Genomic DNA, 22,470 nt, shown 5'->3' with positions numbered 1-22,470 from the left:
GATGGACCAGTTTGAACACCAGCCGACCGATTTCGTGCAGGAATGGGAAGACAATGCACAGGCCATTTCCGGCCTGTACAGCCCCGCCGATGAACATGACGCCTGTGGCGTGGGCATGGTTGCGGCACTGGATGGCAGGCCGCGCCGCGACGTGGTGGAAGCCGGTATCGCGGCGCTGAAGGCCGTGTGGCACCGTGGCGCTGTCGATGCCGATGGCAAGACCGGCGATGGCGCGGGCATCCATGTCGAGATCCCGCAGGACTTCTTTGCCGACGCGATCCATGCCGGTGGCGCGGAAAGCGGCGTGGACAGCCAGATCGCGGTGGGGATGATCTTCCTGCCCAAGACCGATATCGCGGCACAGGAACGCTGCCGACAGATCATCGAAAGCGAGATCCTCGCCTTCGGCTACAGCATCTATGGCTGGCGTCAGGTGCCCATCAACACCGACTGCATCGGGGAAAAGGCCAACGCAACCCGTCCCGAGATCGAGCAGATCCTGATCCGCAACCTGCCCGGCAGCACGGAAGACGAATTCGAGCGCGATCTGTATGTGATCCGCCGCAGGATCGAAAAAAGTGCGATCGCCAATCAGGTCGACCTGTATGTGTGTTCGCTGTCGTGCCGGTCGCTGATCTACAAGGGCATGTTCCTGGCCGAACACCTGACGGAATTCTATCCCGACCTGCTCGACCCGCGTTTCGTCAGCCGTTTCGCCATCTATCACCAGCGGTATTCGACCAATACCTTCCCGACATGGAAGCTGGCGCAGCCGTTCCGCAGGCTGGCCCATAATGGTGAGATCAACACCATTTCGGGCAACGTCAACTGGATGAAAAGCCACGAGACCCGCCTGGCCGATCCCATCCTTGACCCGTACATGGATGACCTGAAGCCCGTGGTGCAGGCGCAGGGGTCGGACACGGCGTGCTTTGACAACGTGTTCGAACTGCTGACCTTCGCCGGGCGTGACGCGCCCATGGCGCGCTGCCTGATGATCCCGGCCAGCGTTGGCGGCAATTCCGCCATGCCGCAGCGCCACAAGGACATGTATTCCTACTGCAACGCCGTGATGGAACCGTGGGACGGCCCGGCCGCCCTGTGCGCCACCGACGGGCGGTGGATGGTCGCGGGCCTTGACCGCAGCGGCCTGCGTCCGCTGCGCTACACCATTACAAATGGCGGCCTGCTGATCGTGGGTTCCGAAACCGGCATGGTGAAGGTGCCAGAGGCCGAAATCGTCAGCCGTGGCCGCCTCGGGCCGGGGCAGTCGCTGGCCCTCGACCTGAAAACCGCGAAGCTCTACAGCAACGAGGAACTGCTCGATGAACTGTCGGGCCGGCAGGATTTTTCGGCCTGGGTGAAGCGGACCCAGGAAATCTCCAGCATTGTCCGCCCCGATGGCAGCGAGCCCGTGCTGTACGACGCCGAAACCCTGCGTCGCCGCCAGCTTGCCGTTGGCCTGACGCTGGAAGACCTTGAAACCATCCTGCAGCCGATGGTGGAAAATGCGTCCGAAGCCATCGGGTCGATGGGCGATGATACGCCGCTGGCGGTGCTGTCCAGCCGTTATCGCGGGCTTGCGCACTACTTCCGTCAGGCTTTCAGCCAGGTGACGAACCCGCCCATCGACAGCCTGCGCGAAACGCGGGTGATGAGTCTGGCAACCCGCCTTGGCAACCTTGGCAACATCCTTGAGGAAAGCGAAAGCCAGTGCGACCTGCTGCAGCTTCCCTCTCCGGTGCTGACCACGGGCGAATTCCAGGCGCTGGCCGATTTCTGTGGCAAAAATGCCTGCACCATCGACTGCACCTTTCCTGCCGCGGACGGGGAAGCGGGCCTGCGCGCCGCGATCGCGCGCATCCGCGCCGAAGCCGAGGACCGCGTGCGCCAGGGCTGCACCCATGTTTTCCTGACGGATGAACACCAGTCGGGTGATCGCGCCTATATTCCCATGATCCTTGCGACGGCGGCGGTGCATACGCACCTTGTGCGCCAGTCGCTGCGCACGTTCACCTCGCTGAACGTCCGTTCGGCGGGTGCGCTGGATGTGCATGCGATCGCGGTGACGATCGGGGTGGGGGCGACCACGGTCAACCCGTACCTGGCGCAGGAAAGCATTGCCGACCGCCACCGTCGTGGCCTGTTTGGCAAGCTGACGCTGAGCGAGGCGGTGGAGCGGTATCGCAAGGCGGTCAACAAGGGCCTGCTGAAGATCATGTCCAAGATGGGCATTTCCATCGTGGCGTCGTATCGTGGCGGCTACAATTTCGAGGCCATCGGGCTGTCGCGCGCGCTGACGGCGGAATTCTTCCCCGGCATGCCCTCGCGCATTTCCGGCATCGGCCTGACCGGCATCGCGCGCAATGTGCTGAGCTTCCACCACAAGGCATGGAACCGGCAGGTGGAAACGCTGTCTGTCGGTGGTCGCTACAAGCTGCGCCGCAGCGGCGAAGTGCATGCGTTTGACGGCAACCTGATCCATATGCTGCAGACGGCGGTCTCGACCGGCAGCTTTTCGGTCTATCAGCGATATGCGGACGCCGTGCGCCGCCTGCCGCCGGTTGCCCTGCGTGACCTGCTGGATTTCCGTGGCGGGCGCACGCCCATCCCCGTGGAATCGGTCGAAAGCATTACCGAACTACGCAAGCGCCTGATCGCGCCCGGCATTTCGCTGGGTGCGCTCAGCCCCGAAGCCCACGAGACGCTGTCGATCGCCATGAACCGCATTGGCGCCAAGTCCGATTCGGGCGAGGGCGGTGAGGACCCGGCGCGCGCGAAGCCACGCCCCAATGGCGATAACGCGTCATCCGCCATCAAGCAGATCGCGTCGGGCCGGTTTGGCGTGACCGCGCAGTACCTCAACGACTGCCGCGAGATCGAGATCAAGATGGCGCAGGGTGCGAAACCGGGTGAGGGCGGGCAGCTTCCCGGCTTCAAGGTCACCGGCCTGATCGCGAAGCTGCGGCATGCGACGGAAGGCGTGACCCTGATCTCGCCCCCGCCGCATCACGACATCTACTCGATCGAGGATCTGGCCCAGCTCATCTACGATCTCAAGCAGATCAACCCCGAGGCCACCGTGACCGTGAAGCTGGTCGCGCGTTCGGGCATCGGCACGATCGCGGCAGGCGTTGCGAAGGCCAAGGCGGATGCGATCCTGATTTCGGGCCATTCCGGCGGCACGGGCGCAAGCCCGCAGTCCTCGGTCAAATACGCGGGCATGCCGTGGGAACTGGGGCTGGCGGAAGCGCATCAGGTGCTGATGCTCAACCGCCTGCGCCACCGGGTGAAGCTGCGCACCGATGGCGGGCTGAAAACCGGGCGTGACGTGGTGATCGCCGCCATGCTGGGCGCGGAAGAGTTCGGGATCGGCACGGCCAGCCTTGTCGCCATGGGCTGCATCATGGTCCGTCAGTGCCATTCCAACACCTGCCCCGTTGGCGTGTGCACGCAGGATGATGAACTGCGCCGCAAGTTCGAAGGCACGCCGGAGAAGGTGATCAACCTGTTCTCCTTCATTGCCGAGGACGTGCGCAATATCCTTGCCTCGCTGGGCTTCACCTCGCTGAACGAGATCATCGGCCGCACCGACCTGCTGCACCAGGTGCTGCGTGGCGCGGATTATCTGGATGACCTCGACCTCAACTCGCTGCTGGCGCAGGCCGATCCCGGCCCCTATGGCCGCTATTGCACGCGTGAGGGCCGCAACGAGGTGCCCGAGACGCTGGATGCGCAGATGATCGCCGATGCGCGCCCGCTGTTCGACCATGGCGAGAAGATGCAGCTGCAGTACAACGTGCAGAATACGCATCGCGCCATCGGCACGCGCATTTCCTCGCTGATCGTGCGGCAGTTCGGCATGGCCACGCTGGCGCCGGGCCACCTGACGGTGCGGCTGCGTGGCTCGGCGGGGCAGTCGCTGGGCGCGTTCGCGGTGCAGGGCCTCAAGCTTGAGGTGCTGGGCGATGCGAACGACTACGTTGGCAAGGGGCTGTCGGGGGCGACCATCGTGGTCCGCACCTCGCCATCTTCCAGCCTTGTATCGAACGAGAACGCGATTGTCGGCAATACCGTCCTGTACGGCGCGACCGCAGGCGCGCTGTATGCGGCGGGGCAGGCGGGTGAGCGCTTCGCGGTGCGCAACTCCGGTGCAACGGCCGTGGTCGAGGGCTGTGGCTCGAACGGGTGTGAATATATGACCGGCGGCACGGTGGTGATCCTGGGTGAAATTGGCGACAATTTCGGCGCGGGCTTCACCGGCGGCATGGCCTTTGTCTATGACGCCAGCGGCACGTTCGCCGAACGGGTCAATCCCGATACGGTCATGTGGTGCCGGGTGCAGGACCCGAAATGGGAAGCCATGCTGCGTGAACAGGTGGAAACCCATGCCCGTGAAACCGGCAGCCGTTATGCCGAACTGCTGCTGCATAACTGGGACAGGACCCTGCCGCGTTTCTGGCATGTCGTGCCGAAGGAATATGCGCGCGTGATCGGGTTCGAAGCTCCCGCCATGGCGCGTGGCGCCTGAATGCGGGGCTGATTTCCCTATTATATGTGCGTGATGGAGCCGGGCAGGATTGTCCGGCTCCATCTGTATTCAGGGCAGAATATCGATGGGCGGGGTCGCACAGCGCGTCGGGACGCACTAGATTCACCACATGGGAATCGCGGGGCAGGCGCAGGTGCGCAGGCTTCGCCCGATCTGATGGTTGGTGCTCGATCTATGTCCAAAGCGTATTTTTCCGCCCCCCAGGCCGGTGCTGCCGGCATTTCCCCCGTGCATGGGGATGCAGGCCAGCCTTCAGGCGGCGCATCCGCACTGGCCGGCCTGCCGCGCTGGGACCTGTCGGACCTGTATGACGGGCCGGATTCGGCGCGGCTGGCAACCGACCTTGATCAGGCGGATGAGGACGCGCAGGCCTTTTCGCGCGTATGGCAGGGGCGGCTGGCGGCCGTGCCGGGGGGCGAACTGGCGCAGGCCATTGCCGAATACCAGCGGATTGATGAGGTGCTGGGCCGTGCTGGCTCCTATGCCCAGCTTCTGTTCGCGGCCAATACGTCGGATTCCGACGTGGCGCGGTTCGCGCAGTCGATCAATGAACGCCTGACCGCCATTTCCACGCATCTGCTGTTCTTCACGCTGGAACTCAACCGGATTTCCGATGACGCGCTGGCGGCACAGATGAGTGACCCGGCCCTTGCGCACTGGGCGCCTTTCCTGCGCGACCTGCGGGTGTTCCGCCCGTACCAGCTGTCCGATGAGGTCGAGGCGGTCCTGCACGAAAAATCCGTCACGGGGGCGGCCGCATGGAACCGCCTGTTTGATGAGACGATGGCCGGCCTGCGGGTGCGCGTCGGAGGGGCGGAGACCACGCTGGGCAATGCGCTGGACACCATGTCCAGCCCCGACCGCAAGGTGCGCGAACACGCCGCCCATGCCATTGGCGATGAACTGGGCCGCAACGTGAAGCTGTTTTCGCTGATCACGAACACGCTGGCCAAGGACAAGGCCATTGTGGACGGGTTGCGCCATTACCCGCGCCCGACCTCGGCGCGCAACTGCGCCAACATGGTCGAGGACGAAGTGGTCGATGCGCTGGTGCAGGCCGTGACCGAGGCCTATCCCCGCCTGTCGCACCGTTATTATGCGCTGAAGGCAAAGTGGCTGGGGCTGGAAAAACTGGAATACTGGGACCGCAACGCGCCGCTGACCACGCAGGATGAACCGCTGATCCCGTGGGCGGACGCGACGAAGCAGGTCATGGCCGCCTATGAAGGCTTCGACCCGCGCATGGGTACCGTGGCGAAGCAGTTTTTCGACCATGCATGGATCGATGCGCCCCCCGTGCCGGGCAAGGCGTCGGGCGCGTTCGCCCATCCCACCGTGCCGTCGGTCCACCCTTACCTGCTGCTCAATTACCGTGGGCGCACGCGCGACGTGATGACGCTGGCGCATGAACTGGGTCATGGCGTGCATCAGGTTCTGGCAGGAAAGCAGGGCTACCTTATGTCCAGCACGCCGCTGACACTGGCGGAAACCGCCAGCGTGTTTGGCGAGATGCTGACCTTCCGCGCCCTGCTGGATGCCCAGGACGATCCCGCGCGCCGCAGGCTCATGCTGGCGGCCAAGGTGGAGGACATGCTCAACACCGTCGTGCGCCAGATCGCCTTCTACCGTTTCGAGATGCTGGTGCATGAGGAACGTCGGAAGGGCGAACTGCTGCCCGCGCGCATTGGGGAAATCTGGCGCCAGACACAGGTCGAAAGTCTTGGCCCGGCCTTCAACTTCACGCCAGATTATGATGTGTACTGGACCTACATTCCCCATTTCATCCATTCACCGTTCTACGTGTATGCCTATGCCTTTGGCGATTGTCTGGTAAACGCGCTATACGGGGTGTTCCGGTCCGGTCATCCGGGGTTCCAGGACAAGTACCTCGACATGCTGAAGGCTGGCGGGACGAAGCGGCACCGTGAACTGCTGGCCCCCTTCGGGCTGGATGCGGCGGACCCCGGCTTCTGGCAGAAGGGGCTGGATGTGATCGCCGGATTTATTGATGAACTGGAGCGTGTCTGACGTGGCGGATGAACGGAATATCGATAATACCGGCCTGTTTGGTGAATTCCGCCGCATGGTGCGCACGTCCGGCACGGTCGGCGGCATTGCCGCGCGTATCGCCGGGCACAAGATGGGCTTCCGCTCCAACCAGACCATCCATGCCGAAGACCTGAAAAGCGTCCTTGGCGGGCTGAAGGGGCCGCTCATGAAGGGCGCGCAGCTTCTGTCCACCATTCCCGGCGCACTGCCGGAGGAATATGCCAAGGAACTGGCGCAGCTTCAGGCCAATGCGCCGCCCATGGGCTGGAACTTCGTCCGTCGCCGCATGTCGGCCGAGCTTGGCCCGAACTGGGAACGCAATTTCCGCTCCTTCAGCCGCGAGGCCTCGGCGGCCGCAAGTCTGGGGCAGGTGCATCGCGCGGTGCTGCCCGACGGGCGGCAGGTCGCGTGCAAGCTGCAGTACCCGGACATGAAATCGACGGTCGAATCCGACCTCAAGCAGTTCCGCATGGCGGTCAACCTGTTCTACAGACTCGACAGCACCATCTGTCAGGATGATGTGCTGGAGGAACTGCAGGACCGGCTGTATGAGGAACTGGATTACCTGCGGGAAGCCGCGAACATGCGGCTGTACCACCTGATGCTGGCGGAATTCGGGGATGTCACCATTCCCCGGCCGGTGGATGCGCTGTGCACCCAGCGCCTGCTGACCATGGAATGGGTCAATGGGCAGGGCATCCAGAAGGTGCTGGACACCAATCCCACGCAGGAGGAGCGCAACCGCATGGCGCGCGCGCTGTTCCGCGCGTGGTACGCGCCGCTTTACCGGTACGGTGTCATTCATGGCGACCCGCACATGGGCAACTTCACCGTGCGCGATGATTACGGCATCAACCTGCTGGATTTCGGCGCCATCCGGATTTTCCCCTCGCGATTCGTGCAGGGCATCATTGACCTGCATAAAGCGATCGAGACGGATGACGAGGATCTGGCGATGCATGCGTATGAGGCATGGGGCTTCGCCAACCTGTCGCGCGATACGATGCGGGTGCTCAACGAATGGGCGCGCTTCATCTATGGTCCGCTGCTGGATGACCGTGAGCGCTTCATTCAGGAAGACAACGATCCGCAATATGGCCGCGCCGTAGCTGAACGCGTCTATAACGGCCTGAAACGCACGGGTGGCGTGCAGCCCCCGCGTGAATTCGTGCTGGTGGACCGTTCCGCCGTGGGGCTGGGCAGCGTATTCCTGCGGCTGAAGGCAAAGGTGAACTGGCACGAACTGTTTCAGGAACTGGCGGGCGATTTCAACGAAGCCGCACTGGCCCGCAGGCAGGCCGAAGCCCTGCGCGCCGCCCGGGTGCCGGCGCCGCTCGGGTCACGGAACTGAAGGAAATGGGGACGATCCAGCCGCGCCGGCCTCTTGCGCCGCAGCGGTTGCGTCCCCACTGTCTGTAGCCATGGCAACAGCATCGCGCAGCAAGAAGAAAAAGACGACTGACATCGATCCGGCGGACATGCCTGTCCTGTTCCAGCCAGAACGTCAGCCCGCAAAACCCAAGACCAATAAATTTACGGTCCATTCCCCCTATGAACCCGCAGGCGACCAGCCTACGGCCATTGCCGAACTGGTCAGCGGCGTGGAAGGGGGGGAGCGCGATCAGGTCCTGCTGGGTGTGACCGGGTCGGGCAAGACCTTCACCATGGCCAAGATCATCGAGGCGACGCAGAAGCCCACTCTGGTGCTGGCCCCCAACAAGACGCTCGCCGCCCAGCTTTATGCGGAAATGAAGCAGTTCTTTCCCGATAACGCGGTCGAGTATTTTGTCAGCTACTACGATTACTATCAGCCGGAGGCCTACGTGCCACGGTCGGATACGTATATCGAAAAAGACAGCCAGATTAACGAACAGATCGACCGCATGCGTCATGCCGCGACGCAGGCGCTGCTGGAGCGGAACGATGTCATCATCGTCGCTTCGGTGTCGTGCATTTACGGTATCGGTTCGGTCGAAACCTATTCGCGCATGGTGGTCAAGCTGGAGGTCGGCGGCGAGATCGACCGCGACAGGCTGATCAAGGGACTGGTGGAACTGCAGTACCGCCGCAATGATGCGGCGTTCCAGCGCGGCACCTTCCGCGTGCGTGGCGAGACGATCGACGTCTTTCCCGTCCAGAACGAGGACCGCGCATGGCGCATCAGCCTGTTTGGCGACGAGATTGACGAAATCACGGAATTCGATCCCCTGACGGGCGAAAAGACCGGCGACCTTGAAGCCATCAGCATCTACGCCAACAGCCATTATGTCACCCCGCGCCCGACGCTGACGCAGGCAATGACCGGCATCAAGCAGGAACTGCGTGAAACGCTGGCCCGCTTCACCGCGGACGGCAAGCTGCTGGAAGCCGAACGCCTGCAGCAGCGCACCACCTTCGACCTGGAGATGATCGAGACCACGGGCGTATGCAAGGGGATCGAGAACTATTCGCGCTACCTGTCCGGCCGCGCGCCGGGCGAGCCGCCGCCAACCCTGTTTGAATACCTGCCCGAGGACGCGCTGCTGATCGTGGATGAAAGCCACGTGACGGTGCCGCAGATTGGCGGGATGGAGCGGGGTGACCATGCGCGGAAGTCCGTTCTGGCGGAATTCGGCTTCCGCCTGCCGTCCTGTCTCGACAACCGCCCGCTGACCTTTGCCGAATGGGATTCCTACCGCCCGCAGACGGTATTTGTCAGCGCGACCCCCGGCCCGTGGGAAATGCGGCGTGTGGACGGCGTGTTCGCCGAACAGGTGATCCGCCCGACCGGCCTGATCGACCCCGTCACCATCGTGCGTCCTGTCGAACATCAGGTGGATGACCTGCTGGCTGAATGTCGCCAGACCATTGCCGATGGCGGGCGCGTGCTGGTCACGACGCTGACCAAGCGCATGGCCGAAGACCTGACCGAATACATGAACGAGGCGGGTATCCGCGTACGCTACCTGCATTCGGACGTGGATACGCTGGAACGTATCGAAATCATCCGCGACCTGCGGCTGGGTGCGTTCGACGTGCTGATCGGCATCAACCTGCTTCGCGAGGGACTGGATATTCCCGAATGCTCGCTGGTCGCCATTCTTGATGCGGACAAGGAAGGCTTCCTGCGTTCGCGCACATCGCTGATCCAGACCATCGGCCGCGCCGCGCGCAACGTGGATGGCCGGGTGCTGCTGTATGCCGACAAGATGACCGACAGCCTGCGCTACGCCATTGAGGAAACTGCCCGCAGGCGCGAAAAGCAGAGCCTGTGGAACGAAGAACACGGCATTACCCCGCAGTCCGTGCGCAAGCATATCGGGGAGGCCATATCTTCGGTATTCGAGCAGGATTACGTTACCGTCACCCCCACGGCGGATGGCAGCGTGCAGGAAATGGTGGGCAAGGATTACAAGGCCGCCATTGCCGATCTGGAAAAGAAGATGCGCGCGGCCTCGGCGGATCTGGAATTCGAGACCGCGGCCCGCCTGCGCGATGAAATCCGCAGGCTGGAAGCACTGGAACTGGGCATGGAGCCACCGCCCCTGCCGCAATCAAGCGCGGGGCGGCCGGGCACCAGCCCGAAAGCCATTGCGCGGCGCAACCGTGGCCCAGTCCCGCTGGGGCCGGGTGGCGGCGGTTATGATCCCGATCAGGTGAAGGGAAGGGGAAAGCGGCGTGGATGACAGGACGGGCGGCGGACAGCCCCAGCCCTGCGCCGGACAGCGGGAACGGAGCATGTCCGCTACGCTGGAACTGCGTGCGGGTGGCGCAAGCCTTGGCCTGCTGCCCGACCTTGGTGGCAGTATCGTATTCTGGCGGAATGCGGCGGGCATGGAATTCCTCCGTCCCGTCAGTGACCCGCACCTTGTGGCCCAGCACGGGCGCGCGGTGGCGGGGTATCCGCTGGTGCCGTTTTCCAACCGGGTCGCGGGTGACCATTTCCGTTTTGAGGGCGTGGACCACCACCTTGCTCCCAGCTTCGCAGGGGAAGACTGCGCCATCCATGGCAACGGATGGCAGCGGCGGTGGCGAATCGCGCTGCTGTCGGACAGCAGCGCGACGCTTGCCCTCGATCATACCCCGGTCGGGGCCTATGCCGGGCAATGGCCGTTCAGCTATCGCGCCCAGCTGCGCTATGACCTGCATGAAGCGGGACTGTCGATCGGGATCCTGCTGGAAAACACGGACACGCGCGATCAGCCGGTGGGCATGGGCTTTCATCCCTACTTTCCCCGTCATTCGGGCCTGAAGCTGGGGTTTGTGGCCAGCAGCGTGTGGACCAACGGGCCGGACCACCTGCCGCTGCTGCGTATTCCGGCGGAGGGGGAGTGGTCCTTTGCCCGCATGCGCGACGCGGGGGACGCCGCCATTGACAACTGTTACGCCGGATGGTCGGGCAGCGCCTTCCTGCGCTGGCCACGTGAGGGTTACGCCCTGACGGTCGAGGGCAGCCCCGACCTGTCCCACCTTGTGCTGTTTACGCCCCCGGCGCGGCCCTATATCGGCCTTGAACCGGTCAGCAACATGAATGATGGCTTCAACCGGACCACCATTGCCGATAGTGGCGTGCGCGTGCTTGCGCCCGGACAGGTGATGGAGGGACATATCCGCATGACGGTGGCACGATGCTGAAGGCCCGACCGCATTCCGCAGAAGGGGCCGGCACGCCGGCCAAGGGCGGGCTGTCACATTATATCACGCCCGCCGGGGTGGGGGCGATGCGTGCCGAACTGACGGCCCTGCTGCGTGACGAACGCCCGAAAATCGTGGAAATCGTGTCATGGGCGGCTGGCAATGGCGACCGTTCGGAAAATGGCGATTACCAGTATGGCAAGCGCCGCCTGCGCGAAATTGATCGCCGCATCCGGTTCCTGACGAAACGCATTGATAACGCGGTCATTGTCGACCCGGCGGTCCAGCCACAGCGCGACCGGGTATTTTTTGGCGCGACGGTCACCTATGTAAATGAACGCGATGAAGAACGGACTGTTACCATCCTTGGCGTGGATGAAGCGGACATGGCGGCAGGGCAGGTCAGCCTTGTTTCCCCTGTTGCAAGGGCGCTCATGCGCGCGGGCGTGGGCGATGAGGTCCGCCTGCTGACCCCGCGCGGCGAGGAAATGATCGAGGTCCTTGCCATTTCCTATCCATCCGCGCCGTAACAAGGGGCTGGCCGTGGGCGCAAAGGCATATTAAGACGTTTGTTCCCAGGTGGTCCCGTCCCATGGCCACCGGCATGAACCCGTCCCGTTCCGCGTGGAGAAAGCCCGCCTATGTCACGCCCCCTGAAGGTTGCTGTCCAGATGGACCCGCTTGGCGGTATCGACATCAATGGTGATTCCACTTTCGCCATGATGCTGGAGGCGCAGGCCCGGGGATATGAACTGTTTGTCTATCAGGTCGAGGCCCTGAGCCTGAACGAGGGACGGACCACGCCACAGGGCGGCCAGCGCACCGACCGCGTGACCGCCCGCGCCCGCCCGGTCACGGTGCGGCGCCAGGCGGGCGACCACGCCACGTTCGGGCCGGAACAGGTCATCAACCTTGCGGACATGGATGTGGTGCTGATGCGCCAGGATCCGCCATTTGACATGGCCTATATTACCGCGACCCATATTCTTGAACATATTCATGGCGTTGGCCCGGGCCGTGCGCTGGTTGTCAACAACCCTGCCGCCGTACGCAATGCGCCCGAAAAGATACTGGTCACGCATTATCCCGACCTCATGCCGCCCACGCTGGTGACATGGGATGTCAGGGCGATACTGGAATTCCGCGCGAAATGGCGCGACATCATCATCAAGCCGCTGTTTGGCAACGGGGGCGCGGGCGTGTTCCGCATCCGCGAGGATGATCCCAACCTGAACGCCCTGCTGGAAATGCATTTCGCCCGTTCGCGCGAACCGCTGATGATCCAGCGTTATGAACCCGCCGTGCGCAGGGGGGACAAGCGGATCATCCTGGTCGATGGCGTGCCGGTGGGGGCGATCGACCGGATTCCGGCGGAAGGGGAAACACGGTCCAACATGCATGTGGGTGGTCGGCCGGTCCGCGCGGAACTGACCGCGCGGGACCGGGAGATCTGTGACACGATCGGGCCGATGCTGCGTGAACAGGGACTTATTTTCGTGGGAATCGACGTGATTGGTGAATGGTTGACCGAAATCAATGTCACGTCCCCCACCGGCCTGCAGGAAATCGACCGTTTTGACGGTATCAATACCGCAGGCCTGATATGGGATGCGATCGTGTCCCGCCTGGCCACAGGCGGCGCGGGCGCATAGGGAATTGGCAGACGATGTCCATGGCGGGCACGATGGTCGTGGCTGTCATGCCATGTGGCATGGCATGGGACAGGGATGGCAGACGGTTGCACGGGCCGGATGGCGCGTGGGCAGGTCAGGTGGAATTGTAATGCAGCAGAACGGGACGGATTTGATCATGGCGGATGCAGCACGGAAGCGGGCCGGATGCGCCGTCTTCCTTGGCCTTGGCATGGGAGCAGCCTGATGAGTGACGTTCTGCACGATGAGGCCGCTGAAAAAGTCGTGGAAATACCTTCTCCCAAATCCGCGCTGGACGCGGCGGCGGTCAAGGCGGCGTATCGTCGCTGGGCCAGCGTGTATGACGCCGTATTCGGCAGCATTTCCGCCTTCGGGCGCAAGCGGGCGGTCGAAGCCGTCAACGGCCTGCCGGGCACGCGTGTGCTGGAAGTGGGCGTGGGCACGGGCCTTGCGCTGCCTTATTACCGCAAGGACAAGCATATTACCGGCATCGACCTGTCGGGTGACATGCTGGAACGTGCGCGCCAGCGCGTAAGGCGGCTGCGCCTGTCCAATGTGGACGACCTGCTGGAAATGGATGCCGAGGCAACGAAGTTTGCCGATGGCACGTTCGACATCGCGGTGGCGATGTTTGTTGCCTCCGTCGTGCCGCATCCGCGTGCGCTGCTGTCGGAACTCAAGCGCGTGGTCAGGCCGGGCGGGCATATCCTGTTCGTCAATCACTTCCTGGCGCAGGGTGGCGTGCGGCTGGCGGTTGAGCGCGGCATGGCGCGCGCGTCGCATTCGCTGGGCTGGCATCCGGATTTCGCCATCGAATCCCTGCTGCCGCCTACTGACCTGCGGCGCGCGACGCTGCAGCCGGTGCCCCCTGCCGGGCTGTTCACGCTGGTCACGCTGCCGCGTGAGGCCGACAGTTCCGCCAGCCCCATGGTGGCGTAAGCCAGCGCGGACGTGGCCCAGCCCTGTCCCTGTGGCAGGGCTGAAATGACGATTGCGCGACCACAGGACCGGCCCACAGGGTCGTTTTTGTGTACAAGGCGCGGTATATGATGAAATCATGGTAACGATTGGCCATGCCAGACACCGGCGCATGGCAGCAGGGAGTACATCGTATGCCCACAGGCACACGGTTCGGGGCAGGTGAGGCGCGCAAGGCTGACGGGTCCTGTGGCTACAGGACGATTGGCATGCTGTACCTTGTCATGGCGATTGTGGCGGGAATGGTCGGTGGCCTGCTGGCCGTGGGCCTTCAGGTCGGCCTGCTGCCCCAGGCGCTGACCGATGCATGGGCCGGGGGCGATATCGCCGGTGCCGCCGGGCGCATTGGCCGCCGCCATGGCATGATGATGGTGTTCTTCTGTGCGCTGCCCGCCCTGTTCGGCGGATTTGGCAACTGGTTCGTGCCCCTGCTGCTGCGCGCGCGCGCGCTGGCGTTCCCGCGCATGGCGCTGGTGGGGTGGGGACTGGTCGCCGCCAGTTTCGTGGCCGTGCTGGTGGGGCTGTCCCCAACCGTGCCCGCGCAGGTTTCCCTGTTCGCCCTGATGGGGTGGAGCCTTGGCATGCTGCTGCAGGCCATCAATATGGTCGCGACCGTCCTGAACATGGGACCGATGGAGCAGCGCCTGCGTGACATGCCCATATTCGTCTGGGCGCAGGGGCTGACGGCCATGATGGTTGTCATGGTCATGCCCGTTCTGGCCGGTGGCCTGACGCGGATCATACTGGCGGGGGGCGACATGTCAGGGCAGGTCGATGGCCTGCTGCATGTTTTCGCCGGGCCCGAGATCGCGCTGCTGCTGCTGCCATCCATCGGGATCGTTTCCCAGATCATCGAGACATTTTCCGGTGCGCCATTGCAGATGCCGCGCCTGGTGCTGGGTGCGCTGGTCGTCATGTCGGTCGGTGGCGGTTCGGTGTGGGTGCATGATCTGCTGCATGGCGGTCTGGCCCGCATGGCGGCACCTGCGGCCATTGTCCAGCTTGGGCTGATTGTCCTGCCGGTGCTGGCGGTCCTTGTGGCCTGGGCGCGCACGGTGCGGGTGGGGCATGTCCGTGCCTCGGTCCCCATGGAATGGGCGGCGGGGTTCGTGGCGCTGCTGCTGGCGGGGTCCGGCATGTCGCTGCTGCCCGGCGGCATGGCCGACGTGCATGCGGCCACGCTGTATGCCGCCATGTTCGCGCTGTTCGGCGGTTTCTATTACTGGATTGGCAAGATGATGGGCCATGTGGCCCCGGTTGGCGCCAGCCGCGTCCATTTCGGGTTGACGGTGGGGGGAACGGTCCTGTCGCTTATGGCGTTCCATGGCCTGCCGGGTGTTATGGGCGCGGTGCTGATGGGACTGTCCGTAATCGTGTTTGCCGGGATCGTCGTGCGTGTTGGCATGCAGCCCGGCACCTCGCTGCCTGCCAATTACTGGGGACCGGGGGCGCGGACGCCTGAATGGCAGTCTGCATCCCCCACGCGTGGAGAGGCATGAAGCATGAGCGGCGCAGTCACAACGCCCGATGCGGCGCAACCTACCCCCATTGCCTATGACGCCACCCGCGTCGGGACGGAAGCGCGGGACTGGCTGCTGCTGCTCAAGCCGCGCGTCATCTCGCTGGTGGTGTTCACAGGGGCTGCGGGCCTGTACATGGCGCCGGGGCCGCTGAACCCGCTGGTGGCGGCTGTCAGCATCCTGTGCGTGTGCATGGCGTCTGGTGCGGCGGGTGCGATCAACATGTGGTATGACCGCGATATCGACGCGGTGATGAAGCGCACGGTGACACGGCCCATTCCCAACGGGCGTGTCAGCCCGGATGCGGCGCTGGGGTATGGGATTGGCCTGTCGGTTGCGTCCGTCATCCTGATGTGGCTGGCCACCAATGCCCTTGCGGCGGGTATCCTTGCGTTTTCCATTTTCTTCTATGCCGTCATCTACACCATGTGGCTCAAGCGTTCGACACCGCAGAACATCGTGATCGGTGGTGCGGCGGGTGCATTCCCGCCCATGATCGGATGGGCGGCGGCGACAGGGTCCATGGCGGTGATGCCGGTGGTGATGTTCGGCATCATCTTCCTGTGGACACCACCGCATTTCTGGTCGCTGTCGCTATATGCCTGCAAGGATTACGGACGTGCCGGGATTCCCATGCTGCCGGTGGTGCGTGGGGCACGGCATACGCGGTGGCAGATCCTGTGGTACACGATCATCCTGACCGCTGTGTCGCTGGTGCCATCCTTCATGCACCTGGCGGGCTGGCTGTACACGGTGGTGGCGACCGTTCTGGGGGCAGGGTTCATTTACTGCGCCATCGGGGTGCTGCGTGACCGGCAGGACGCCAATGGTGTCAGTCTGACGGGTGACGGGCCGGCACGTCGGTCCTTCCGCTATTCGCTGGCTTACCTGTTTTTCCTGTTCCTTGGCCTGCTGGCTGACCATGCCTTTATCGCCCACTGATCGGGCAGTTTTATCCATAGGGGAGTTCAGGCAGATGGATCAGGCGACAACGGTTCAGGTGACGCCGCACATGGAAGCGCAGGAGGCGGCGCGTCGGCACAAGGGCCGCATCCGCGCCGTGGCGATTACGCTTTCGGCGCTGGCGGCCATCCTGTATGCGCTCAGCCTTACGCATATATAGCCGGATCATTCCCCGGATCCATATTGGCCTGCATTGGCGTATTGCGCGGACAGGATGATGGGCCGCGCCGCCTGCGTATCTTCGTGGGCGGAAGGTAGGTCACGTCCAGTGATGCCATTGCGTCGGGACTATCTGATGATGGCATTATGGGCGACCCGTTTCAGGGCCCTGTCCTTCGCCACGGCGCTGTTGTGGTGGAGAATTATGCTGGTAGCGCGTGGCGCGCTGGAACGAAACATGGCACCTGACCATACGTAACGGTCACCGGGTCATTGCCGGATGGGACGAAGCGTACTGGCATGTTCCCGATGATAACGATGCCAACAGAATAAGCGTAAACGCCCTGACGGGCACCGTCGGGAGGATGGAACGGCCAGTCAGCAGTCCATAAAACCTGCGCATTGCCCCCGCAATGGCGCGTGCGCCCGCCATCATGCAGGCTGTGGGAATACAGGCCAGGAAGCCGGAACTGGACCACGCTGACGAGACGATTACGGGGATGGCAGCACCATGGCGCAATCATGAAAAAAGGCCCGCATCAGGCGATGCGGGCCTTTCGTGTTCCAGATTGAAACCGATGATCAGCGGCGCGGTGTCTGCTGGATGGCTGACAGCAGCCACGTGCCGGTCCCGGCCGAGCGGACGAAGGTCCACAGTTCGGTCACGGTGGTGCGGTTGGCGGGATCGCCTTCGATCACGCGGCCCGTCATGTCGGTGGTGATGTCGATCATGGAATACTGCATGGCGACAGTGGCGTAATCGAACCCGTTTTCACGCCAGCTTTCCACCAGGTCGCCGCGCTCAAACCGGATATCCGATACCACGTTGCGCGCGCCACGGCTGGCCAGATCGTTCAGCTGGCTGCTGAAGTAGGACACCATTTCCGGCGTGGCCATGTGCTGCATGGCCACGACATTCTGCTGGCTCCATGCCGTCTGGATATTGATCAGCGCCTGCTGGAAGGCCTGGTAATCGGCTGCGGTAATGGCAACGCCAACCGGCTGCTGGCCACCCTGCGGCACGGACCCGCCCGCCGGTCCCTGCATGCCGAAAGGCGCGGCATTGCCACCATTGGCGCGGTTTCCGGCAAAACGGCGGATGGCCCAGCGCACGATGAAGAAGACCAGCGCCAGCTGGATCAGCAGGCCCAGAAAGCCACTGCCTCCCATGCCGGAGCCGAACATGCCATGTCCAAACATCATGCCGAACAGACCGGCGCCGATCAGGCCGCCCATAAAGCCGCTCATGAACGGACGGCGCGGCTGGGCCATGGCCATCGCGCCCCCACCAAACGGCGCACGTGCGCCATAGCCGGGCGTTGGCTGTGGGCGTGGCGTCATGGTGCGCTGGAACGGGGTCGCGCCAAAGGGTGCGGTCTGCGATGGTGCGGGCGCGCTGTAGGTGCGTGACCCCCTGCTCCCCATGGAGAAGCCACCGCCCGCACGGGCGTCGGCTACATCAGGATGGGCCAGCAGCGGCAGCATGGTCAGGGCCGCGCTGGCAGCAAGGACGATGCTTTTACGCGGCATCTGGCGCGAAGAATTCTGTTTCATCTGGGTCAGGGTATCTGCAATCCTGTGTCGGAACCATCATTATCCTGCGGCCTGCATTATTCCGGGCCGCTTGTTACAGATATAGGTAAACCCGCGCCCCGGTAACAGGGGCAACGGGCTTACAGACACATGAAATCACGGAAAGGGTGGGAGACTGCTGGAACAGTCAGTCCCGCAAAGCATCCTGCAATCATAAGAAAGCTTTTGGTAAAGCTTGTTTCAAAAAGCATCGAGGACCGCTGCCTTTCTGAAAAAAGGCAGCGCCCGGAAATTTTTAGTGTTTTTTTATAAATGCGTTGTTTTCAAATAGTGTCCATGCAGTTTTCAGCTTACGAACCCGCAATAACCATATCGTCGATACGGATGGTCGGCGCATTGGTGGACTGGCGGAAGACCAGGTCACTGGCCGGCACCAGACGGGCAAACATGTCATTCAGGTTGCCCGCGACCGTCAGTTCGGACACCGGTTCCGCCAGCACGCCATCGCGGATCATGAAGCCCGCGGCCCCCCGGCTGTAATCGCCGGTAATGCCGTTGATGGCGGACCCCATCAGTTCGGTAATGTAAATCCCTTCCTTTATGTCCGCCATCAGGGCCGCAGGCGTCAGGTCACCGGGCTGCATGAACATGTTGCCAAGCGAGGGCGCGGGCGGCCCCGACGTGCCCCGGCTGGCGCAGCCATTGGGCCTGAGCCCCAGTTGGCGGGCAGAGCGGGAGTCGAGCGCCCATGTCTTCAGCACGCCATCTTCCACCAGCGTGCGGGTGGATGTCAGCATGCCCTCGCCATCGAAGGGGCGCGCGCCGGGGCCACGGACGCGGCGGGGGTCATCAATGATGGTGATGCCCGCGGGCATGATGCGGCAGTCCATCTTTTCCTTGAGGAAGGACGTGCCACGCGCGATGGCAATGCCGTTGATCGCCCCCGACAGGTGACCCAGCAGGCTGGTGGATACACGCGGGTCCAGCACGATCGGCATGCGCCCGGTGCGCGGGCGCACCGGGTTCAGGCGCGCAACCGTGCGTTCCCCCGCGCGGCGGCCGATCAGGCCAGCATCCTCAAGGTCGGACAGGTGGACGGCCGCGTGGTAGTCGTAATCGCGCTCCATCTTCGTGCCGCTGCCTGCCACCGCGCTGGCGGACACGGAATGGCTGGTCCGGGCATACCGCCCCGAAAACCCGGCGGATGTCATGAGGATGATGTCCGACAGGCCGAAACTGGCCGATGCGCCGTTGCTGTTGGTAATGCCCGTAACCGCCAGCGCCGCGTCTTCTGCCGCGCGCGCGCGGGCTACAAGATCGGTGGTGGCGACTTCGGTCGGGTCGGACAGGTCCAGCCCCGTCGCGTCTGTAAAGGTGGTCGCGGCCTCGGCGCACAGTCCGGCAAAGCGGTCCTCCGGCACGACGCGGGCCATGGCGACCGCGCGTTCGGCCAGCGCGTCGAAACGTTCCGGGTCCAGCGCCGTGGCCGAGACAATGGCCGAGCGCTGCCCCACGAACACCCGCAGCCCGAGATCACAGGTTTCGGAGCGTTCAAGATCCTCGGTCTGCCCATTGCGCACCTGCGCGCCATGGGCGACGCGGGTGGCGTAGATCGCATCCGCCGCATCCGCCCCTGCCGCACGGGCACGGGTGATGAGGGTGGAGATCAGGTCAAGCGGATCGGTATTCATGCTGCCAGCGCGCCCGTGATGCTGTCGAGGGAAGGAATATGACTGACCGGCCCGAGGGAGGCGAGGGTCGGCCTGCCGCTGAAAATGCGGGTCGCGACGCGCTGCACGTCCGCAATGGTGACGGCGTCGATCCGGCGCACGGTCTCGGCGGTGGGGATCAGGCGGCCAAAGACCTGTAGCTGCCGGGCCAGCTGTTCGCACCGGCTGCCCGTGCTTTCCAGTGACATGAGCAGGGAGGATTTAAGCTGCGCGCGCGCGCGCGCCAGTTCCGCGTCCGTCACCGTATGGCGCACCTTGCGCAGCTCCTCCAGCGTGACCGGCACCAGATCGGCCACCTGTGCCTCTCCCGTGCCGGCATAAATGCCGAACAGCCCGCCCTGACGGAATGGCGCGTTGAAGGAATAGACGGAATAGACCAGCCCCCGCTTTTCACGGATTTCCTGGAACAGCCGTGACGACATGCCCCCGCCCAGCAGCGTGGACAGCAGCAGGGCCGGGTAATAGTCCGGGTCGCCATACGGCATGGACGGAAAGCCCAGCACGATATGGGCCTGATCCAGTTCACGTTCGCGGGTAAATGCGCCGCCCACGTAATTGACGGCAGGCTGCGGCGGGACGGTGCCAGTGGGCAGGTCGGCGAAATGCTGCTGCACAAGATCCACCACGCGGGCATGTTCCAGATTGCCCGCCGCCGCGATGATGGTGTTGCCCGCCCGGTAATGGGTGTTCATGTAATTGACCAGCGTTGCGCGCGACATGGTCTGGATGCCTGTTTCCGTGCCCAGCGTGGGGCGGCCCATCGGCTGGTCGGGAAAGGCGGTTTCCTGAAAATGGTCGAACACGATGTCATCGGGCGTGTCGTTTGCCTGCCCGATTTCCTGCAGGATCACGCCGCGTTCACGCTCCAGCTCATCCGGCGCAAGGCTGCTGTGGGTCAGGATGTCACCGATGATGTCCGCACCCAGCGACAGGTTTTCCTTCAGCAGCTTGACATAATACGCCGTGTGTTCACGCGCGGTATAGGCGTTGATATGGCCGCCCACGTTCTCGATTTCCTCGGCAATGCCCACGGCGGTGCGGGTGCCGGTGCCCTTGAACGCCATGTGCTCCAGGAAATGGGATACCCCGTTTTCGGGCGCGGTCTCATTGCAGGTGCCCGCGGCGACATACGCCCCGAGGGACACGGTCTCCACCCGGTCCATCCGTTCGGTCACGATGGTCAGGCCGGAATCCAGTCGGGTCACATTGATCAGGTCGGTCATGCTGGTCCTGCGGGCGGCATGGTGCATCATGGCCCCAGCCGCCCCTTGCTTGCGTAAGATGGAAAAAGGGGAAGGGAAGGCGATCAGGCCGCCGTGTTGGACAGGACCGCCGCGCGCACCCTGTCCTCGATCACGGTCAGGTCGGCCGGCACCACGGTGTACCGTTCGGGCCGGTCATACAGGTCGGCCAGCGACACGGGCAGGGCGGGGCGGATGCCGGTTGCCTGCGCGATTGCATCGGGGAACTTGGCGGGGTGTGCGGTGGACATGGCCACCATGGGGATCCCGGCCTCACGGAAGGTGCGGCCAGCGGCGATGCCGATTGCGGTATGCGGGTCGGCAAGGTAGTGGCTGCGGGTGTTCAGCGTGCGGATTTCTTCCTCCGTCGCCGCATCATCCAGCGAAATGCCGTGGAACAGCGCATTGGCGCGATCCCACACCGGGGTGGATACCTTCATCACGCCGGTCTTGCGGAAATCGGTCATGATGCGCGCGCATTCGGCGGCGTTGCGGTCCAGCAGTTCAAACAGCAGGCGTTCGAAGTTGGACGATACCTGAATATCCATCGACGGCGACAGGCTGGGCACCACGCCATGGATGCTCATGTCGTTTTCGTTCAGGAAGCGCGAGAGGATGTCATTGCGGTTGGACCCCACGCACAGCGCGCGGATGGGCAGGCCCATGCGGCGGGCGACCCATGCCGCCAGTACATTGCCGAAATTGCCCGTGGGCACGGCGAACGAAACCTCACGGTCCGGCGCACCCAGTGCAAGGGCGGCGTAGACATAATACGGCACCTGGGCTGCGATACGCGCCCAGTTGATGGAATTGACCGCCGACAGGCGCATGTCGGTGCGGAACGGCTGGTCGGCGAACATCGCCTTGACCAGATCCTGGCAGTCGTCAAACGTGCCCTGCACCGCAAGGTTGGTCACGTTGGGTTCCAGCACGGTGGTCATCTGCCTGCGCTGCACTTCCGACGTGCGGCCCTCGGGGTGCAGGATCACCACGTTCAGACGCTTGCGCCCCCGGCATGCCTCGATCGCCGCCGACCCGGTATCGCCTGACGTGGCGCCAACGATGGTGACCTTCTCGTCACGTTCGTTCAGCACATGGTCGAACAGGCGGCCAAGCAGCTGCATGGCCATGTCCTTGAACGCCAGCGTCGGGCCGTGGAACAGTTCCTGCACGAACAGCCCGTCTTCCACCTGCGTCAGCGGCACGATGGCCGGATGGTCGAATCGGCTGTAGGCGTCGCGGCACAGCGTCAGCAGCACATCATGCGTGATCGACCCTTCGGCAAAGGGGGCGATGATGCGGGCTGCAAGCTCGGGGTAGGGCAGGCCCCGCAGGTCACGCCACTGGGCCACCGACAGTTCGGGCCAGCTTTCGGGCAGGTACAGGCCACCGTCCTCTGCCAGCCCCGCCAGCAGAACGGACGAAAAATCGCGGACGGGGGCGTTCCCCCGGGTAGAAATATAGCGCATGGCGCCACCA

The 22,470-nt window shown here is 63.8% G+C and carries 15 protein-coding genes; 11 read left to right on the top strand and 4 right to left on the bottom strand.

The genetic code is table 11. The annotated features are described in order from the left end of the window. Nucleotide 1: 1 nt before the first annotated feature. From gltB to B7449_RS20975, 11 genes are all read left to right on the top strand, one after another. Nucleotides 2–4,531, top strand: a complete 4,530-nt coding sequence (gene gltB, locus B7449_RS02050) for a glutamate synthase large subunit (protein WP_373321495.1) — start codon at nucleotides 2–4, stop codon at nucleotides 4,529–4,531. Between the two features lie 195 nt (nucleotides 4,532–4,726). Further along, on the top strand, nucleotides 4,727–6,580 hold the full coding sequence (locus B7449_RS02045) for a M3 family oligoendopeptidase (protein WP_039732764.1): 1,854 nt from the start codon (nucleotides 4,727–4,729) through the stop codon (nucleotides 6,578–6,580). Then, a complete protein-coding gene (locus B7449_RS02040; protein ID WP_039732765.1) occupies nucleotides 6,561–7,952 on the top strand; it encodes an ABC1 kinase family protein in 1,392 nt (463 codons plus the stop codon). The genes B7449_RS02045 and B7449_RS02040 overlap by 20 nt, the downstream gene beginning before the upstream one ends. 70 nt (nucleotides 7,953–8,022) lie before the next feature. Further along, on the top strand, nucleotides 8,023–10,266 hold the full coding sequence (gene uvrB / locus B7449_RS02035) for an excinuclease ABC subunit UvrB (protein ID WP_039732766.1): 2,244 nt from the start codon (nucleotides 8,023–8,025) through the stop codon (nucleotides 10,264–10,266). Between the two features lie 52 nt (nucleotides 10,267–10,318). Next, complete coding sequence (locus B7449_RS02030) at nucleotides 10,319–11,215, top strand: aldose 1-epimerase (protein WP_039732843.1); 897 nt, start codon at nucleotides 10,319–10,321, stop codon at nucleotides 11,213–11,215. Next, nucleotides 11,209–11,745 carry a transcription elongation factor GreB gene (gene greB / locus B7449_RS02025; RefSeq protein ID WP_039732767.1) on the top strand — a complete coding sequence of 179 codons (537 nt, stop codon included), beginning with the start codon at nucleotides 11,209–11,211 and terminating at the stop codon, nucleotides 11,743–11,745. The genes B7449_RS02030 and greB overlap by 7 nt, the downstream gene beginning before the upstream one ends. Nucleotides 11,746–11,856: 111 nt before the next feature. Further along, complete coding sequence (gene gshB / locus B7449_RS02020; RefSeq protein WP_039732768.1) at nucleotides 11,857–12,867, top strand: glutathione synthase; 1,011 nt, start codon at nucleotides 11,857–11,859, stop codon at nucleotides 12,865–12,867. A 225-nt stretch (nucleotides 12,868–13,092) separates the two neighbouring features. Continuing rightward, nucleotides 13,093–13,806, top strand: coding sequence for a class I SAM-dependent methyltransferase (locus B7449_RS02010; protein WP_039732769.1), 714 nt, complete (start codon nucleotides 13,093–13,095; stop codon nucleotides 13,804–13,806). Nucleotides 13,807–13,979: 173 nt separating this feature from the next. Beyond that, nucleotides 13,980–15,344, top strand: a complete 1,365-nt coding sequence (locus B7449_RS02005) for a cbb3-type cytochrome c oxidase subunit I (protein ID WP_235721086.1) — start codon at nucleotides 13,980–13,982, stop codon at nucleotides 15,342–15,344. A gap of 3 nt (nucleotides 15,345–15,347) precedes the next feature. Beyond that, nucleotides 15,348–16,307, top strand: a complete 960-nt coding sequence (gene cyoE, locus B7449_RS02000) for a heme o synthase (RefSeq protein ID WP_039732771.1) — start codon at nucleotides 15,348–15,350, stop codon at nucleotides 16,305–16,307. A 34-nt stretch (nucleotides 16,308–16,341) separates the two neighbouring features. Then, a complete protein-coding gene (locus B7449_RS20975) occupies nucleotides 16,342–16,488 on the top strand; it encodes a hypothetical protein (RefSeq protein ID WP_158003668.1) in 147 nt (48 codons plus the stop codon). A gap of 581 nt (nucleotides 16,489–17,069) precedes the next feature. Here the strand turns inward: B7449_RS20975 and B7449_RS01995 are convergent. The 4 genes from B7449_RS01995 to thrC all read right to left on the bottom strand — a co-directional run bounded on the left by B7449_RS01995 (nucleotide 17,070) and on the right by thrC (nucleotide 22,460). Beyond that, entirely contained in the window at nucleotides 17,070–18,041 is a 972-nt protein-coding gene (locus tag B7449_RS01995) for a Tim44 domain-containing protein (RefSeq protein WP_039732772.1), read from the bottom strand. Nucleotides 18,042–18,370: 329 nt separating this feature from the next. Continuing rightward, nucleotides 18,371–19,711, bottom strand: a complete 1,341-nt coding sequence (locus B7449_RS01990) for a TldD/PmbA family protein (protein WP_039732773.1) — start codon at nucleotides 19,709–19,711, stop codon at nucleotides 18,371–18,373. Further along, the gene (locus tag B7449_RS01985; RefSeq protein WP_039732845.1) at nucleotides 19,708–20,973 is read right to left on the bottom strand and encodes a M16 family metallopeptidase; all 1,266 of its coding nucleotides are present in this window, start codon (nucleotides 20,971–20,973) and stop codon (nucleotides 19,708–19,710) included. The genes B7449_RS01990 and B7449_RS01985 overlap by 4 nt, the downstream gene beginning before the upstream one ends. 83 nt (nucleotides 20,974–21,056) lie before the next feature. Further along, nucleotides 21,057–22,460: a threonine synthase gene (gene thrC / locus B7449_RS01980; protein ID WP_039732846.1), complete on the bottom strand. Its 1,404-nt coding sequence runs from the start codon at nucleotides 22,458–22,460 to the stop codon at nucleotides 21,057–21,059. Nucleotides 22,461–22,470: the final 10 nt, after the last annotated feature.

Origin of the sequence: Komagataeibacter intermedius TF2 (genome assembly GCF_000964425.1) — a bacterium.
In the GTDB taxonomy this organism is placed as follows: Bacteria; Pseudomonadota; Alphaproteobacteria; order Acetobacterales; family Acetobacteraceae; genus Komagataeibacter; species Komagataeibacter intermedius.
Note: the sequence above shows the minus strand (reverse complement) of the source record. Positions and strands in the feature narration are given on the sequence as shown.

Excerpts from the sequence above, each read along its gene's own strand:
- gltB (WP_373321495.1), top strand. The coding sequence starts at position 2 with ATGGACCAGTTTGAACACCAGCCGACCGATTTCGTGCAGGAATGGGAA.
- B7449_RS02045 (WP_039732764.1), top strand. The coding sequence starts at position 4,727 with ATGTCCAAAGCGTATTTTTCCGCCCCCCAGGCCGGTGCTGCCGGCATT.
- B7449_RS02040 (WP_039732765.1), top strand. The coding sequence starts at position 6,561 with ATGAACTGGAGCGTGTCTGACGTGGCGGATGAACGGAATATCGATAAT.
- uvrB (WP_039732766.1), top strand. The coding sequence starts at position 8,023 with ATGGCAACAGCATCGCGCAGCAAGAAGAAAAAGACGACTGACATCGAT.
- B7449_RS02030 (WP_039732843.1), top strand. The coding sequence starts at position 10,319 with ATGTCCGCTACGCTGGAACTGCGTGCGGGTGGCGCAAGCCTTGGCCTG.
- greB (WP_039732767.1), top strand. The coding sequence starts at position 11,209 with ATGCTGAAGGCCCGACCGCATTCCGCAGAAGGGGCCGGCACGCCGGCC.
- gshB (WP_039732768.1), top strand. The coding sequence starts at position 11,857 with ATGTCACGCCCCCTGAAGGTTGCTGTCCAGATGGACCCGCTTGGCGGT.
- B7449_RS02010 (WP_039732769.1), top strand. The coding sequence starts at position 13,093 with ATGAGTGACGTTCTGCACGATGAGGCCGCTGAAAAAGTCGTGGAAATA.
- B7449_RS02005 (WP_235721086.1), top strand. The coding sequence starts at position 13,980 with ATGCCCACAGGCACACGGTTCGGGGCAGGTGAGGCGCGCAAGGCTGAC.
- cyoE (WP_039732771.1), top strand. The coding sequence starts at position 15,348 with ATGAGCGGCGCAGTCACAACGCCCGATGCGGCGCAACCTACCCCCATT.
- B7449_RS20975 (WP_158003668.1), top strand. The coding sequence starts at position 16,342 with ATGGATCAGGCGACAACGGTTCAGGTGACGCCGCACATGGAAGCGCAG.
- B7449_RS01995 (WP_039732772.1), bottom strand. The coding sequence starts at position 18,041 with ATGAAACAGAATTCTTCGCGCCAGATGCCGCGTAAAAGCATCGTCCTT.
- B7449_RS01990 (WP_039732773.1), bottom strand. The coding sequence starts at position 19,711 with ATGAATACCGATCCGCTTGACCTGATCTCCACCCTCATCACCCGTGCC.
- B7449_RS01985 (WP_039732845.1), bottom strand. The coding sequence starts at position 20,973 with ATGACCGACCTGATCAATGTGACCCGACTGGATTCCGGCCTGACCATC.
- thrC (WP_039732846.1), bottom strand. The coding sequence starts at position 22,460 with ATGCGCTATATTTCTACCCGGGGGAACGCCCCCGTCCGCGATTTTTCG.